Annotated in this window: 14 protein-coding genes and 1 other annotated feature; of the genes, 13 read left to right on the top strand and 1 reads right to left on the bottom strand. The window is 53.0% G+C overall.

What is annotated here, in order from left to right:
• The first annotated feature begins 17 nt into the window (after positions 1 to 17).
• Both EDC33_RS05875 and EDC33_RS05870 read left to right on the top strand, forming a co-directional pair.
• Entirely contained in the window at positions 18 to 1,262 is a 1,245-nt protein-coding gene (locus tag EDC33_RS05875) for a Glu/Leu/Phe/Val family dehydrogenase (RefSeq protein ID WP_094906566.1), read from the top strand.
• A 251-nt stretch (positions 1,263 to 1,513) separates the two neighbouring features.
• Entirely contained in the window at positions 1,514 to 2,758 is a 1,245-nt protein-coding gene (locus EDC33_RS05870) for a Glu/Leu/Phe/Val family dehydrogenase (RefSeq protein ID WP_124010507.1), read from the top strand.
• Positions 2,759 to 2,838: 80 nt separating this feature from the next.
• On the opposite strand, the gene EDC33_RS05865 is transcribed toward EDC33_RS05870, so the two are convergent.
• Positions 2,839 to 6,147 (bottom strand): efflux RND transporter permease subunit, encoded by a 3,309-nt coding sequence (locus EDC33_RS05865; RefSeq protein WP_124010506.1) that lies wholly within the window; start codon positions 6,145 to 6,147, stop codon positions 2,839 to 2,841.
• 136 nt (positions 6,148 to 6,283) lie between these two features.
• On the opposite strand from EDC33_RS05865, the gene EDC33_RS05860 reads away from it, so the two are divergent.
• The 11 genes from EDC33_RS05860 (at position 6,284) to lepB (ending at position 16,283) form a co-directional block, all read left to right on the top strand.
• The gene (locus EDC33_RS05860) at positions 6,284 to 6,880 is read left to right on the top strand and encodes a TetR/AcrR family transcriptional regulator (RefSeq protein WP_124010505.1); all 597 of its coding nucleotides are present in this window, start codon (positions 6,284 to 6,286) and stop codon (positions 6,878 to 6,880) included.
• Positions 6,881 to 6,942: 62 nt separating this feature from the next.
• Complete coding sequence (locus tag EDC33_RS05855; protein ID WP_031547363.1) at positions 6,943 to 7,326, top strand: DUF302 domain-containing protein; 384 nt, start codon at positions 6,943 to 6,945, stop codon at positions 7,324 to 7,326.
• A gap of 107 nt (positions 7,327 to 7,433) precedes the next feature.
• On the top strand, positions 7,434 to 8,624 hold the full coding sequence (locus EDC33_RS05850; protein ID WP_124010504.1) for a MalY/PatB family protein: 1,191 nt from the start codon (positions 7,434 to 7,436) through the stop codon (positions 8,622 to 8,624).
• A 102-nt stretch (positions 8,625 to 8,726) separates the two neighbouring features.
• Positions 8,727 to 8,960 (top strand) — a binding site (T-box leader).
• A 317-nt stretch (positions 8,961 to 9,277) separates the two neighbouring features.
• On the top strand, positions 9,278 to 10,297 hold the full coding sequence (trpD, locus tag EDC33_RS05845; RefSeq protein ID WP_124010660.1) for an anthranilate phosphoribosyltransferase: 1,020 nt from the start codon (positions 9,278 to 9,280) through the stop codon (positions 10,295 to 10,297).
• Position 10,298: 1 nt separating this feature from the next.
• On the top strand, positions 10,299 to 11,066 hold the full coding sequence (trpC, locus tag EDC33_RS05840) for an indole-3-glycerol phosphate synthase TrpC (RefSeq protein WP_094906561.1): 768 nt from the start codon (positions 10,299 to 10,301) through the stop codon (positions 11,064 to 11,066).
• Positions 11,063 to 11,698 carry a phosphoribosylanthranilate isomerase gene (locus EDC33_RS05835; RefSeq protein WP_124010503.1) on the top strand — a complete coding sequence of 212 codons (636 nt, stop codon included), beginning with the start codon at positions 11,063 to 11,065 and terminating at the stop codon, positions 11,696 to 11,698. Before trpC ends, EDC33_RS05835 begins: the two co-directional genes overlap by 4 nt.
• Positions 11,670 to 12,875: a tryptophan synthase subunit beta gene (trpB, locus tag EDC33_RS05830; RefSeq protein ID WP_124010502.1), complete on the top strand. Its 1,206-nt coding sequence runs from the start codon at positions 11,670 to 11,672 to the stop codon at positions 12,873 to 12,875. Before EDC33_RS05835 ends, trpB begins: the two co-directional genes overlap by 29 nt.
• Positions 12,872 to 13,669 (top strand): tryptophan synthase subunit alpha, encoded by a 798-nt coding sequence (gene trpA, locus EDC33_RS05825; protein WP_124010501.1) that lies wholly within the window; start codon positions 12,872 to 12,874, stop codon positions 13,667 to 13,669. The genes trpB and trpA overlap by 4 nt, the downstream gene beginning before the upstream one ends.
• A 63-nt stretch (positions 13,670 to 13,732) precedes the next feature.
• A complete protein-coding gene (locus EDC33_RS05820; RefSeq protein WP_094906557.1) occupies positions 13,733 to 15,055 on the top strand; it encodes a glucose-6-phosphate isomerase in 1,323 nt (440 codons plus the stop codon).
• A 70-nt stretch (positions 15,056 to 15,125) separates the two neighbouring features.
• The gene (locus tag EDC33_RS05815) at positions 15,126 to 15,737 is read left to right on the top strand and encodes a TVP38/TMEM64 family protein (RefSeq protein WP_228311127.1); all 612 of its coding nucleotides are present in this window, start codon (positions 15,126 to 15,128) and stop codon (positions 15,735 to 15,737) included.
• Positions 15,738 to 15,749: 12 nt separating this feature from the next.
• The gene (gene lepB, locus EDC33_RS05810; protein WP_124010500.1) at positions 15,750 to 16,283 is read left to right on the top strand and encodes a signal peptidase I; all 534 of its coding nucleotides are present in this window, start codon (positions 15,750 to 15,752) and stop codon (positions 16,281 to 16,283) included.
• The last annotated feature ends 30 nt before the right edge of the window (positions 16,284 to 16,313 follow it).

Below are 16,313 nucleotides of genomic sequence, written 5' to 3'. Positions count from 1 at the left end.
AAAGAGGCGGATATAAAATGTCAGAGAAATCAAATCTTATCACTTCCACACAGGCAATCATTCATGAGGCTTTGGATAAACTCGGTTTTGATGAGGGAATGTATGAGCTGATCAAGGAACCGATGCGTCTTCTGAAAGTACGCATCCCGGTGCGTATGGATGATGGTTCCGTCAAGGTGTTCACCGGTTACCGTGCACAGCATAATGATGCTGTCGGACCGACGAAAGGTGGCGTACGTTTCCACCCGGATGTCAATGAAGAGGAAGTTGTTGCCCTCTCCATGTGGATGACCTTGAAATCAGGTATCGTCGACCTGCCGTATGGCGGCGGTAAAGGCGGCATTATATGTGATCCACGGGAAATGAGCATCGCTGAAGTCGAACGCCTGAGCCGCGGCTATGTGCGTTCGATCTCCCAGATTGTTGGACCGACTAAGGATATTCCTGCGCCGGACGTCTTTACGAACTCCCAGATCATGGCATGGATGATGGATGAGTACAGCATCATTGATGAATTCAACTCTCCAGGCTTCATTACGGGGAAACCGCTAGTGCTTGGCGGATCCCAGGGCCGTGACCGTGCCACAGCGATGGGTGTCATCCTGTGTCTCGAGCAGGCGCTTGAAAAACGCGGCAAGAAGATGGATGAGATACGCGTCGTCATCCAGGGCTTCGGGAATGCAGGAAGCTTCCTCGCCAAAATATTGTCGGACAGAGGAGCCAAGATCGTCGGCATTTCAGATGCCAACGGTGCCCTGCACGAACCGGATGGACTCGATATCGATTACCTTCTTGACCGCCGTGACAGCTTTGGCATGGTGACCAATCTGTTCGATGACGTTCTTGCAGGTGAAGAGCTCTTCAACATCGACTGTGATGTGCTCATACCGGCTGCAATCGCCAACCAGATCACAGAAGAGAATGCAGACAACATCAAGGCAGATATCATCTGTGAAGCGGCCAATGGTCCGACGACGAAGGAAGCGACCCAGATACTGACCGATAAAGGTGTACTCATTGTACCGGATGTACTTGCATCTGCAGGCGGGGTTACAGTTTCCTACTTCGAATGGGTCCAGAACAACCAGGGCTATTACTGGGATGAAGAAGAAGTGAATGAAAAGCTTGAGATCAAGCTAAAGAAAGCATTCAATGAGATCTATGATCTCCATGAAAAACGGCATATCGATATGCGCCTTGCCGCCTATATCGTCGGCATCAAACGTACTGCTGAAGCTGCACGCTATAGAGGTTGGGCTTAAGCGCGACAAAAGAAGGGCCGGACAGACATCTGTCCGGCCTTTTTGAATTTTTATCCATAGTTTCCTTGATTTATCAAGGCAATTGTATTATTATAAATATTTGAATATGTTGAAAATTTCTAATAATAACGTCCATTGCGATTATTCTTTACATTTTTTACTGTATTATGATTTTGCATCATATTATTATAAATATACATAAAAGATTCAATCCGGTGGACGGCAATATCGTTTGACAAGGAGAGGAAAGCATGGCAGAAAAATCAAATCTCATTACATCCACCCAAAAGATCATCCATCAGGCACTGGATAATCTCGGGTATGATGAGGGAATGTATGAACTCATCAAGGAGCCGCTCAGAGTACTGAAAGTCCGTATACCGGTGGAGATGGATGATGGCTCGACGAAAGTATTTACAGGATACCGTGCGCAGCATAATGATGCTGCAGGTCCGACGAAGGGCGGGATCAGGTTCCACCCTGATGTCACCGAAGATGAAGTCGTGGCGCTGTCCATGTGGATGACATTGAAGGCGGGAATCGTCGACATTCCCTATGGTGGCGGCAAAGGCGGCGTCATCTGTGATCCGAGGGTGATGAGCACAAGGGAACTTGAAGGGGTCGCACGGGGCTATGTGCGGGCAGTCTCCCAGATTGTGGGTCCGACAAAGGACATCCCAGCACCCGACGTCTATACAAACGCCCAGGTGATGGCGTGGATGATGGATGAATACAGCGTGAAGAATTCGGATGACCCGTTCCAATTCATCACAGGAAAACCGATTTCCGTCGGCGGCTCGAAAGGCCGTGAAACGGCTACAGCCATGGGTGCAGTCATATGTGTCGAGCAGGCGATGGAAAAGAGGGGCATCCCGATCGAAGAAGCGCGCGTCGTCGTCCAGGGATTCGGGAATGCAGGAAGCTACATATCCAAGATGCTCTATGACAAAGGAGCGAAGATCCTCGGTATTTCAAGGTCTTCCCGTGCCCTGTACAATCCTGAAGGCATCGATATAGACTATGTCCTCGACAACCGGGAAAAAGTTGATCTTGCAGATCATATGGCAGTCAGCGTCCTTTCGAATGAGGAACTGCTTGAGTTGGACTGCGATGTCCTCATCCCGGCAGCAATCGCGAATCAGATCACTGAACTGAATGCCGAACGCATCAAGGCGGACATCATCTGTGAGGCGGCCAATGGCCCGACCACAGAAGAGGCGACCCGCATACTTACGGAAAAGGGCGCCCTCATCATTCCGGATGTCCTCGCCTCAGCCGGTGGTGTGACGGTCTCCTACTTTGAATGGGTCCAGAACAAGCAGGGCTTCTATTGGGAAGAGGATGAGATTCAGGAGCTGCTCGAGAAGAAGATGAAGAGCGCATTCGATACCATATATGACCTGCATGAAGCGCGGAATATGGATATGAGGCTTGCAGCCTATACTGTAGGCATCAAACGGACTTCAGAAGCAGTCAGATTCAGAGGATGGGCCTAGGGGGCGGGGCCCGGCCACCCTGCATCATCGAAAAAGCCTGTTCTCCAATACTTTGGAGAACAGGCTTTTTGTATTGTCTTCTATTCTTTTCTTCGGTCGTTCTTCATTCTATCGATCAACCGCTCCATCTCATCGATGTAGTCACGGTCGGAACCGCCGGTTTCCTGTCCGGACAGATCTTCCTGCACTTTCGGTGCATCATGATCTGATTCATCGGGATATGCGGCTTCCGAATTATAATCGTATTCGTTTTCGGAATGAAGTGCTTCCTCTTCACGTTTCTGTGCATCGATTTCCTTCTGGGTGATGATTTCACCATCCGGCGTCATGTACTTCTTGTTCATCTTGCGGGTTTCACTGTCGAAGTAGCTGTAGATGATCGGAATGATGAACAATGTCAGGAAGGTGCTGCTGATGAGACCGCCGATGACGACGATGCCCATCGGAGCGATGAGTTCTGCACCTTCCCCGATGCCGATGGCGAGTGGCACCATGCCGAGCGCCGTCGTCAACGCGGTGATGACGATCGGGCGGAAACGGTCCTGGACACTCTTTTCGATCGCTTCGAGTACCGGCATGCCCTTCTCCTTCTGCTGGTTGATGTAGTCGACGAGCAGTATGGAGTTGTTGACCACGATGCCGAGCAGCAGTATGATGCCGACCACGGCAATGACGCTGAGCGGATTATTGGTGATGATCAATGAGAACATCACACCGATGATGCTGAGCGGCAGTGTAAAGATGACGACGAACGGGTGCTTGAATGATTCGAATTGGGCAACCATCACAAGGTAGATGAAGATGATGCCGAGTGCAATCGCAAGGGCGAGCTGTGGAATTGCATCCTCGAGCATTTCAAGGTCTCCCCCGATCGAAGTCTCGGTTTCATCAGCGAATTCTGCGTCGTCCACGATGGATTCGACGTGGGTGCCCGCTTCGTTCAGGCTCATGTCGGAAGAATAGTTGACCGTCAGTTCGCTCGTTTCCCTCTGGTCATCCCGGTTGATGAGCGGCAGCATTTCCGCTTCTTCAAGTTCGGCCACATCACCGATGGAGACATATTCCCCCTGGCCGTTGGCGATCTGGATATCCTGGAAGGCATCGACACTGGAGAGGATGCTTTCCGGATATTTGACGTTGATGGTCAGGAACTCCTCCCCTTCATCCACAGTGGAGGCGGCAACGCCGTTTGCCGCTTCGTAGATGGAACTGCCGATTTCGGCAGGCTGGAGGTTGTTCGCACGTGCAGCTGCACGGTCGACGCGCACCTGGAGTTCCTGGATCATGTCTTCACGGCTGGAAGTGACGCCTTCAATCTCACTATCATCTTCAAGTGCTTCAATGATGGCTGCTTCAGATTCCGCCAGACGGTCGGAATCTTCATCCGCAACATTGAGCGTCAGTGTATTCGGATTCGAGCCGGTTCCCGCCTGCGACATCGGGTTGACGCTGATGTCTGCGGAAGGATCGATATTTTCGATGTCACTTTCGATGTCTTCGATGAACTCATTGGTGGTGACACTGCGTTCGCCCTGACCGACGAGTGTGGCCATGATGTTCCCGACATTGCTTTCATCGACCGGGCTCATCGTAGATGCGGAACCGATGGTACTCATATAGGTCTCGATTTCGGAGTACTCCTCAAGCTTCTCCTCTATCAGTCCGATGGTCTCTTCCGTATCGGAGAGGATGGCATCCTGGGGCATTTCCACTTCCACCATCATTGTGCCTTCGTCACTTTCCGGCAGCAGATCGATGCCCTGTATATAGATGCCGACGACACCGATGACAAGTATGACTGCCGTCAGCACCAGAACGAGCATGCGGTGCGCGAGTGTCCAGCGTGAGAGCTTCCTGAGCCCTCTCATATAGGCTTTGTTCTGGCGTTTCCTCTCTTTGTTTTCATCCGGTGCCTTCAAAATGCGGCTTGCAATCATCGGCACGACGGTCAGTGCGACGAACAGGGAGGCAAGCAGGCTGAATACCACTGTGATTGCAAATGGTGTGAACAGCTGTCCAACCAGGCCGCTGACGAATACTACCGGCAGGAATACTGCGGCTGTCGTCATGGAGGAGGCGGTGATGGCTGCCGCGACCTCCTTGGCACCGTCGCTTGCGGCCTGCTTCGGCGTTTTGCCCATGGAGAGGTGCCGGTAGATGTTTTCAATGACGACGACTGCGTTGTCGACAAGCATCCCGATTCCAAGTGCCAGTCCTCCGAGCGTCATCATATTGATGCTGATATCGGTGAAGTACAGCAGTGCAAATGTGGTGATTACGGAGAACGGGATGGCAATCCCGATGATCAGCGGCGACTTCAGGTTGCGCAAGAAGGCGAAAAGCACCACCATCGCAAGGATGGCCCCGCTGATCAGGGACAGGTAGACGCTGTTGATGGCGATATCGATATACTCGCCTTCATCATAAAGGACCTCCACCGTCAGGTTTTCAAATTCTTCCTTGTCGAGCTGTTCTTCCAGCACGGAACGGAACTCGCCGTTGACTGTCGATGCATTGGCATCGGAAGAGAGGCTCATTTCGATCTGCATCGCATCGTCCTGGTTGAGGCGTGTCAGGACATCGTTATCCTGTTCCTGTATTTCCACATCGGCCACATCATCGAGGGAGATGGTGCCGGCATCTTCAGGCAGGTCGATCAGCACGAGGTTCTGGAGTTCTTCGACACCGTCGATGCTGCTCACCGTCCGTGTCGTTATGGCCTCCTGTGCTTCTTCGTCGACGATGGTGGCATTCGGGATGGAGATGTTGTTCGCTTCAATGATGTTAGCCACATCACTCTGGCTCAACTGATACTCTTCGAGTGCTTCCGTATCAAGTGTGACGGCAATCTCTTCGGTGATGCTTCCCGTCTTACTGATCGAGGCGACACCGTTGATGTTCTCGAGTTCCCCGATGAGATCATCGACCTGACCCTGGAATTCACTGACACTGTCATTGCCCGAGGTAACGGCAAGCGTCATGCTCGGGAACATCGTGATGTCGAATTCGAGGAAGGAGGGATCGCCCGCCTGGTCGGGCAGACTTGTATTCTCGATTGTCCGCATGATTTCGTTCTCGACCTCATCGATGGTCATGTCATAACCGAATTCGAGAAGGATGATCGAGGAACTTTCCTGGGATTGGGATGAGATGTTGGTCAATCCGCTGACGGTCGACAGTTCCGCCTCAAGCGGCACGGTGACATCCTCCATCACTTCTTCAGGCCCGGCTCCCTGGTATGTGGTGGCAACCGCAGCAATCGGCGGCTGCACATTCGGGAGGAGCTGGAGCGGGAGGCGGGTCAGCGAGACGGCCCCCAGCAGGATCAGTATGATCATTACGACGATGGTGAACTTGGGTCTCTTTATCGAGAAATCCGCTAGTTTCAAATATTTTCACTCCTAATTTAATATGAAAAATGCATACTTTTATCCAACAACATGTTGTATAATATTCAATGATAGTTAAATTATATAATCGATTCAATATACAATCCACTGGCAAGTGTTGAAAAGGAGCAGTAATATGTCGAAAATAAGTCGAAAAGAGGAGACGCGGAAAAATCTCCTGGATGCATTCTGGTCGCTCTATGTGGAGAAGCCGCTGGAAAAGATCACAGTCAAGGAAATCACGGATCTTGCCGGGTACAACCGGGGGACCTTCTACACCTATTTCTCCGATGTCTACGAAGTGCTGGAAATACAGAAGGCCGCAGTGATGCCGACAGAAGACATGATCCTCGATCCATTGAAGGAGATCAGGGAGAACGGCGGGAAGGTAGAGGAGTCGCTGAACGGCGTCTCCGATTATATCAATGAGCATGGTGACCGCATCGCCATACTGCTTGGTCCCGAGGGGGACCCGAGATTTCCGCATGAGATGAAGGCACGGGTACGTCAGATCATCATGAACTTCGTGCATGAACTGGGCATCAGGGAGGAAATCGAGTACGAATACATCATCGAATACCATATATCCGGCATGATCAACATGTACCAGCTGTGGGTGGAGAACGGCCAGAACCTCACGGAGCATGAATTGAGTGCACTGTATGAGCGGGTGGCACACATCGGTACATTGAACATCACCAACCGCATGCTGAACGACCGGCAGGCTCCATGAATCATCAGCCTCCTTAACGGGTAGAGTACTTATGCAAATAGATTCGACAAGGAGATGAATGCATGTTCCACTACACAGTAGAGACGGATCAGCCGATTGAAGACGCAGTATCATCACTTGAAGCCAGCCTGAAGGAGGAGAAGTTCGGTGTCCTGTGGCACTTCGACATCAAGGAGACGCTGGAATCGAAAGGCCTGGAGTTCGATCAGCCATACCGTGTCCTTGAAGTATGCAATCCCCAGGAAGCAAAGAACGTCCTCGAGGAGAACCAGATGGTCGGCTACTTCCTGCCGTGCAAGATCGTCGTCTATGAAGACGGAGGTACGACGAAGATCGGCCTTCCTAAACCGACGGCACTGATTGAAATGGTCAATGATGACGCGCTCAAGCAGTTCGCCCAGGATATAGAGGACCGCCTGGTCACATGCATGGACAGGGCGGTATAGGATGGTCCTCTCCCTATTGGAGGGGTTTTCAAGTTGAATAATTTCAAGTTCGCCGCATCAAAGTCTATAATTGTTCCATGTGAACATATCTACAAGGAGCGGTTATGATGAAATATGATTTCGATACACCGATAAACAGAAGGAACACCTATGCCATGAAATGGGATGGCGGGGAACTGATCAAGGAATTCGGCCTGACGGAACGATATGATGAGGATACGATTCCACTGTTCACGGCAGATATGGACTTCCAGGTGGCAGAACCGGTCGTCGAGGCACTGAGGCGGACGGTGGACCATCAGATCTTCGGCTATACGATTACGCCCCCCGCCTACTATGAAGCCATACAGAAGTGGTTCTCGGACAAATATGGCTGGGAAATCAACAAGGAAGAGATCATATATGCCCCGGGTACGGTGCATTCCCTGAACATTGCGGTCAAGGCATTCTCCGAAAAGGGGGATGGCGTCATCATCCAGCGGCCGGTGTATCCGCCATTCACTTCGGCGATTGAAGGCAATGGCCGTACAGTGAAGAACAATGGGCTGGAGCGGGACGAAGCGGGGCATTACCACATCGATTTCGATGACTTCGAGAAGCTGGCCAAAGAGGATGATACGACGATGTTCATCATGTGCAATCCGCACAACCCGACGGGCAACATCTTCAGGGAGGACGATCTTGCACGCCTCTCTGACATCTGCCGTGAAAATGGCGTCACCATCATCGCGGATGAAATCCATGGAGACCTGATCCGCTTGGGTGAGACCTTCACACCGATCGTCAAGGCCGCATCCCACACGGATCACATCGTCACATTGACGGCCATCAACAAGACGTTCAACCTCGCCGGACTGCACTGTACGAATGTGGTGATTACGGATGAAGGCTTGAGGAAGCAGTTCCAGGAGGAGCAGGGGATGAGCCTGCCCAGTCCATTCACGGTCTCCGCACTCATCGCCGCCTACACGGAAGGGGATGAATGGCTCCACCAGGTCAGGGAGTACATCGATGGCAACATCGACTTCGTAATCGATTTCCTGTCGCGCGAAATGCCGAAGGTCAAAGTCGAACGTCCGGCGGGCACATATGTGCTGTGGATGGACTTCTCGGGCTACGGCATCACACCGGAGGAAGTGCATGACCGCATCTACAACAGGGCCAATGTGCTGCTTGAGGACGGGAAGATGTTCGGCGCGGAAGGCAACGACTTCCAGAGGATCTGCGTACCTTCCCCACGATCCGTACTTGAAGAGGCGCTGAACCGTATCGCAAAAGAATTCCACGACTTGGACTAGACCCTGTATTGGCGGGGTCTCCCGCAATCGGCAAAACTTTTTTCCGATTAGGGGTTGTAATTATGCCGCGACTGTATTATTATAATATTCAATCAATTGAATAGCCTTTGATTGAAGAAGAGAAGTAGCAATTTCTCCATGCTGAAGAGAGCCGGTGGGTGGTGCGAACCGGTGCAATGATCTTGTGAATGGACTTCTGTATAACCGGCTGCCGCAGAAAGGCACCGGCGTCTTTCCAACGTTACATGGTTGATATGGATGCATATGTGTCCATATCTTGAGTGGACCGGTCACGACCGGTCAATAAAGGTGGCACCACGGCTCCCCGTCCTTTTTTAAAGACAGGGGAGCCTTTTTGTATAGAAAATGGGATAGAACGCATATCAGAGCAAGTAGTGGAGCACCGCATGGCACAGAGAGTCGGGGAAGCTGGAAACCGATGCATGCATGTTCCGTGAATGGGCCTGATTGGAATGCGTCCGTCCGCCGCACGTTACGCGGCAAGAGCAGGAGTCCGGTACGGACTCAATGCGAGGTGGCACCGCGGTGAAATCGTCCTCCATAGACCAGTCATGGTCCATGGAGGATTTCTTATATTCTGGGAGGGAAAAATGATGAGATCAGAAGCAGTCAAACCAGCAGTAAATAGAAGCATGAAACCTTATCTGGCAAAATTGTCCGAGCGTGAGGACCTTACTTTCGAAGAGATGTCGGAAGCAGTCTCGATCCTGCTGCTGGATGCAGTCAGCGACAGTGAGATCGCAGCACTCCTCATGGCCTTGAAGGCGAAAGGCGAGACGGTGGAGGAGATTGCAGCACTCGTCGAAGTGCTGCGCAGGCATGCGATGCCGATCCGCCGCCATATCGATGGCGTGATGGACAACTGCGGCACCGGAGGGGACGGCTCGAACAGCTTCAACATTTCGACGACATCCGCCTTTGTGCTGGCTGGTGCGGGCGTGAAGGTTGCGAAGCACGGCAACCGCAGCATCACGAGCAAGACGGGCAGTTCAGATGTCTTGGGTGAAATCGGCGTCTCCCTCTCATTCGACACGGAGGATATCGATACGCTGCTCGATAAGAACGACATCGCATTCCTTTTCGCTCCCCACGCCCATCCGAAGATCAAGCAGATCATGAAGGTGCGGCACGACTTGAAGGTACCGACGATCTTCAACCTGATCGGGCCGCTGATCAATCCGGTAGCCCTGGACTACCAGTTCCTCGGCGTCTACCGCAAGGATAAGGTGGAGATGATGGCACAGGTGCTGAAGCGTCTCGGCAGGAAACGCGCCGTGGTCATCAACGGGGCAGGTTCGATGGATGAGGCATCCCTGCTCGGCGAGAACCACATGACGATACTTGCCGACGGTGAAATCACAAATATGACCTTCACCCCGGAATCGGTCGGCCTGCCGACATATACGAAGGAAGCGATCACCGGCGGCGACAGCGGTGAAAATGCGCAGATCCTCCTTGATGTCCTCTCCGGACGGGCGACACCGGCCCAACGCGACACGATCCTGCTGAATGCGGGACTCGGGCTGTTCAGTGCAGAGCGGGCGGAGACGATCGAGGAAGGCATCGAAAAGGCGCGGGAGAGCATCGATTCAGGCAGGGCACTTGCGAAATTGAACCATCTGGTTACCTATACACAAGAAGGCGGGATATAAAATGGCGGCAATACTTGAAGAGATCATTTCACATAAACGCATTGAAATAAAATCACTGGATGCCCAGGAGATCATCCGGAGCCGGAAGCCGGTATCCTTCAGGGCACGCCTTGAAGACTCGGAGACGATGGCCGTAATCGGAGAAGTGAAGCGGGCATCCCCTTCGAAGGGGGACATCAACATCGGCATCAAGCCTGAAGAACAGGCGGCAAAATACGTATCAGGCGGTGTGGATGCGATCTCCGTATTGACGGATAAGAACTACTTCAAGGGCTCTATGAGGGATCTTGAGGCGGTGAAATGTGCAGTCGGTGTACCGGTGCTGAACAAGGATTTCATCATCGACGAGCGGCAGATTGACCGGGCGTACCTGTACGGTGCCGATGTCATCCTGCTCATCGTGGCGGCCCTTGATGACGAAACGCTTAAACGTCTGTACGACTACGCCGGGACATATGGCCTGGAATCGATCGTCGAAGTCCACACGGAAGAAGAGATGGAGCGGGCGCTCGCAATAAGCCCTGAACTCATCGGCGTCAACAACCGGGACCTCAAGACATTCGAAGTGGATATCGCAAACACCGAAAGGCTGCTTGCAAAATATGGCGATGTCTCCACGCACTTCATCGCTGAGAGCGGCATAAAGACCGAAGCGGATGCTGTTCGCATGCGGGACGCAGGGGCAAGCGCCCTGCTGGTCGGCGAGACGCTGATGCGTGCAGAGCAGCCGGATGCGACCACCCGTTCACTCAAGGTGCCGCGCAGATGAAGATCAAGATCTGCGGCATCCAGTCGGTGGAAGCGGCCCGGTGGGCAGTGGATGCCGGTGTGGACATGCTCGGACTGATGTTCGCCGACAGCCGCCGGAAGATCAGTGTGGCAGAGGCGCGTGAAATAGTCCGCGCCGTCGGGCAGGACATAGACTGTACCGGTGTCTTCGTCAATGAGCCGATCGATGAAGTGAGGCGGATATACGAGGCGGTCGGCCTGGACTTTGTACAGCTGCATGGGGACGAATCGCGGGACTATGCAGAAGCGCTGGATATCCCGGTAATCAAGGCCTTCTCCATCCGCCAGACGGATATCCGGGAGATGTTCCGCTACAGTGCAGACTATATACTGATCGACAGTCCGCCGGGCAGGTACCGGGGAGGCACGGGCCATGCATTCGACTGGTCGGCCCTCGATCACCCGGGCGTGGACCAGAGCCGCCTCATTCTCGCAGGCGGCATCAACAGCTGCAATGTCCGTCAGGCATATGAAGCCGTATCACCTGCATATGTCGACATCTCAAGCGGCGTGGAGACGGATGGTGTGAAAGACAGGAAGAAAATATTCGAATTGACTGAACAGATGAAAGGTGTGCATATAAATGAAACAGATCTACACTCAGCCGAATGAAAACGGCCACTACGGAGAATACGGCGGCAGGTATGTGCCGGAGACACTGATGGGTGCCATCAAGGAACTGGAGGCGGAATATAAATCTGCCCAGTACGATGAAGCATTCCAGCAGGAGCTCAACTACTACTTGAAGGACTATGTCGGCAGGGAATCCCCGCTCTATTACGCGGAGCGCTTATCGGAAAAGGCCGGCGGGGCAAAAATCTACCTCAAGCGCGAGGACCTGAACCATACGGGCGCACATAAGATCAACAACACGATCGGTCAGGCGCTGCTCACGAAACGGATGGGCAAGAAGAAGGTCGTTGCCGAGACGGGGGCTGGACAGCACGGCGTGGCGACAGCAACCGTATGTGCACTGCTCGACCTGGAATGCGTGGTCTTCATGGGCAAGGAGGATGTGAAGCGCCAGGAGCTGAACGTCTTCCGCATGGAGCTGCTCGGCGCCAAAGTCGTCAGCGTCGACCAGGGCAGGGGCACGCTCAAAGATGCCGTCAACGAAGCGCTGCGCTACTGGGTGGCGAATGTCGAGGATACGCACTACATCCTCGGTTCGGCGATGGGACCGCACCCGTTCCCGCAGATTGTGCGTGACCTGCAGTCGGTCATCGGCAGGGAGACGAAGCAGCAGATGCTCGATAAGGAAGGCAGGCTGCCCGATGCGGTCGTGGCATGCATCGGCGGAGGGAGCAATGCGATCGGCATGTTCCATCCATTCATCGATGACAGGGGGGTCCGTCTCGTCGGAGTCGAGGCCTCAGGCCATGGCATACCATCCGGGGAGCATGCAGCTTCATTGAATGAAGGATCCATCGGCATCCTTCATGGTGCCAAGATGCACCTCCTGCAGGACGAAGCAGGCCAGGTACAGGAGGCCTATTCCATCTCAGCCGGACTGGACTACCCGGGCATCGGACCGGAGCACAGCCACCTGAAGAATATCGAACGGGCGGAATACGAACATGTGACGGATGAGGAGGCGCTTGAAGCCTTCAAGCTGCTGTCGCATACCGAAGGCATCATCCCGGCGCTCGAGAGCGCCCATGCGGTATCGCATGCAGTGAAGATGGCGGCAGGGATGTCCCCGGATGAAACACTGGTCATCTGTCTGTCGGGACGCGGAGACAAGGACGTGGCACAGATCAAGACAAGAGAGGAAGGAAGGGAACTATGAGCAAATTCGAATTGGAAAAGGCATTCGGCACACTGAAAGCAGAGGACGAGAAGGCGTTCATCGCGTATATCATGGCGGGCGACGGCGGCCTCCAGAATCTGAAGGGACAGATACAATCGCTTGAAGCATCCGGTGTATCGATCGTGGAGCTCGGCATCCCGTTTTCAGATCCCGTTGCAGACGGCCCGGCCATACAGGCGGCCGGTCAGCGCGCGCTGGCACAGGGGGTCACACTTGAGAAGGTGCTGGTCGAACTTGCACGGATCAGGCACGAGGTATCCATCCCTGTCGTAATCATGACCTACGCCAATCCGGTGCTCCGCCTCGGTGCACACCGTTTTGCGGAACTGGCACATGAAGCGGGCGTCTCAGGCGTCATCATCCCGGACGTGCCCCTTGAGGAAGAGCGTGAATTCGGCGCGCCCCTTGCAAAGTATGACATCGCGATGATCCGCTTCATCACGCTGACGAGTTCGGAAGACCGCATCAAGGAAGTCATTGAAGGTGCTGAGGGCTTCATCTATGCAGTGACGGTCAACGGCACGACGGGTGTGAGGGAAGGCTTTGTCGACTCCCTCTACGACCATCTTGAGAAGATCAGCCAGGCGAGTGATGTGCCTGTCTGTGCCGGTTTCGGCATCAATGATGCGGAACAGGCGGAGAAGATCGGTGCACACTGTGATGGTGTCATCGTCGGCAGCCGCATCGTCAACCTGCTGAACGAAGGGAAGGCGGATGAAATAAGGACGCTCATCCCCAAAAATCGCGATATTGCAGCGAATGCGACAAAATAATTGAAATGGCCTCCTGTTTTTATCTACAATATGGATGATGGATAAACTATTTGGAGGATACCTATGACACATATTAAATTCGATTATTCAAATGCATCACCATTCATGAGTGAAGAAGAGATGTCAGGCTTGGCGCCTTTCGTTTCAAGTGCACATGAAATGATCCACAAGGGCACAGGCGCCGGCAGTGATTTCCTGGGGTGGGTGGACCTTCCCGAAAATTATGACAGGGAAGAGTTCTCACGCATCCAGCAGTCTGCAGATAAGATCCGTTCCGACTCCGATGTGCTCGTCGTCATCGGTATCGGCGGATCCTACCTCGGTGCGAAGGCGGCGGTTGAAATGCTGACGCCGACATTCGGCCAGGACGGCCCCGAGATCGTATTCGCCGGACATCAGCTGTCGAGCCATTATATGAATGAGCTCAAGAACCATCTGAAGGATAAGGACTTTTCAATCAACGTCATCAGCAAGTCCGGCACGACGACCGAACCTGCGATAGCGTTCCGCGTCTTCAAGAAACTGCTCGAGGAGAAATACGACAATCCGGCAGAGCGCATCTATGTCACGACCGACAAGGAGAAGGGTGCACTCAATACGCTCGGACGTGAAAAGGGATATGAAATGTTCGTCGTACCTGATGACGTCGGCGGCAGATATTCTGTCCTGACCGCAGTGGGACTGCTGCCGATTGCAGCCGCAGGCATCGACATCGGAAAGATGATGGAAGGTGCACGGTCCGCAATGGGCGACCTTTCTGAGGCATCGCTTGAAAAGAATCCGGCCTACCAGTATGCAGTGGTGCGCAATGTCCTCTACAACAAGGGATACGATGTGGAGATGCTGATTAACTATGAGGCGCGCCTCTCCTACTTCGGGGAGTGGTGGAAGCAGCTGTTCGGTGAAAGTGAAGGCAAGGACAACAAGGGCATCCTGCCGCACAGCGCAAACTTTACCACAGACCTCCACTCGCTCGGCCAGTATATCCAGGAAGGCCGCCGCATGCTGATGGAAACCGTCATCAATGTGGAGACGCCACATAGCGATGTGGTGATCGAGGCTGAGGAACAGGACCTCGACGGCCTGAACTACCTCGAAGGCATGACGGTGGACGAAGTGAACCACCAGGCCATGCAGGGGACGGTGCTCGCCCATGTGGACGGCGGCGTGCCGAACATGGTTGTGAATGTGCCGAAGCTCGATGCCTATACATTCGGGTACATGGTCTACTTCTTTGAGATCGCCTGTGCGATGAGCGGCTACCTGCTTGGTGTGAATCCATTCAACCAGCCGGGTGTGGAAGCGTACAAGCAGAACATGTTCGCCCTGCTCGGAAAATCAGGATTTGAGGACCTCAGAAAACAATTGAATGACAGACTCGGATAAAAATTATATAATTGAAGGATAGTCAGGCTATATTACACTGTAATATAGCCTTTATTAAATGTGCGAGGTTATGTGTGTGGAATTGGAAAAGCTGTTTGAAAAATTGACCACCCGGGAAGGGATGGAGTCCCTGTTTGCAGAGGTGGAGGCGCTTGGCCTCATCGTGGGCTTCCTGCTTGCGATGGCCGAGTCGTTGTTTGCCTTCCTTCCCCTGTTCGCCATCGTCATCATCAACATCAATTCATATGGATTCTTATTGGGTTTCGTGGCGAGCTACTCGGGCACGGTGATCGGAAGCTACCTTGTGTTCCTGCTCGTCCGATACCTCTTCAGGAAGCCGGCCCAAAGATACATCGAGAAGCATGAACGGCTTGGGAGGATGCTGCACTTCATCGACACGAAGGGTTTCTCCTTCCTGCTGATATTGCTGTCCCTGCCGTTTACGCCGAGTTTTGCGGTCAATGTCATCGCGGCTTTATCCAACATGAAAAAGACCGTATACTTATCCATATTGATTGCAGCAAAAGCGATTATGATCCTGCTGATGTCGGTCGTCGGATATGACATCACTTCATTCTTCACTTCACCGCTGCAGTTGACAGTGTCAATCATTTTCCTTGTGGTACTCTATTTCTTTTCGAAATGGTACCAGAAATATATAAACCGCAAATTAGAGAAATAGAGGTGAAGTCGAGTGAAGAAGGAAATAGGTGAATGGCTTGTTGCGATCCTGATTGCCGTCGTGCTCATCGTCCTCATCCGGTCATTCCTTTTCGTCTCCTATACAGTGGACGGGCTCAGTATGGACCCGACCTTCGAAGATGAGGACAGGGTGGTCGTTAACAAGCTCATGGACAATTTTGGGGAATATGAAACGGGCGATGTCGTCGTCTTCAATTCGGAGGCGGGGCCTGCCTACGTCAAGCGCGTCATCGGTACGCCGGGGGATACGGTGACGATGGAGGACAAGCAGGTCTTTGTGAACGGTGAGCCATTGGAAGAGGACTACGTTGTGCACAGGACCGATTCGTACATGGATAACTTTACGCTCCAGGACCTTGGGGTCGAAGGGGAGACCATACCGGAAGGGCAGTACCTCGTACTCGGGGACAACAGGCCGCTGAGCCGCGACAGCCGCGATTTCGGCACCGTCGATGAATCCCAGATCATCGGTGAGGTACAGCTCAGGTTCTGGCCATTCAATAGGATTGCAGTAAATTTTGATTAGAAAGGCACCCCTTGGGGTGTCTTTTGTCTA

It is taken from the genome of Salinicoccus roseus (assembly GCF_003814515.1).
Classification (GTDB): Bacteria; Bacillota; Bacilli; order Staphylococcales; family Salinicoccaceae; genus Salinicoccus; species Salinicoccus roseus.
This window is presented reverse-complemented; position numbering and strand designations above follow the sequence as displayed.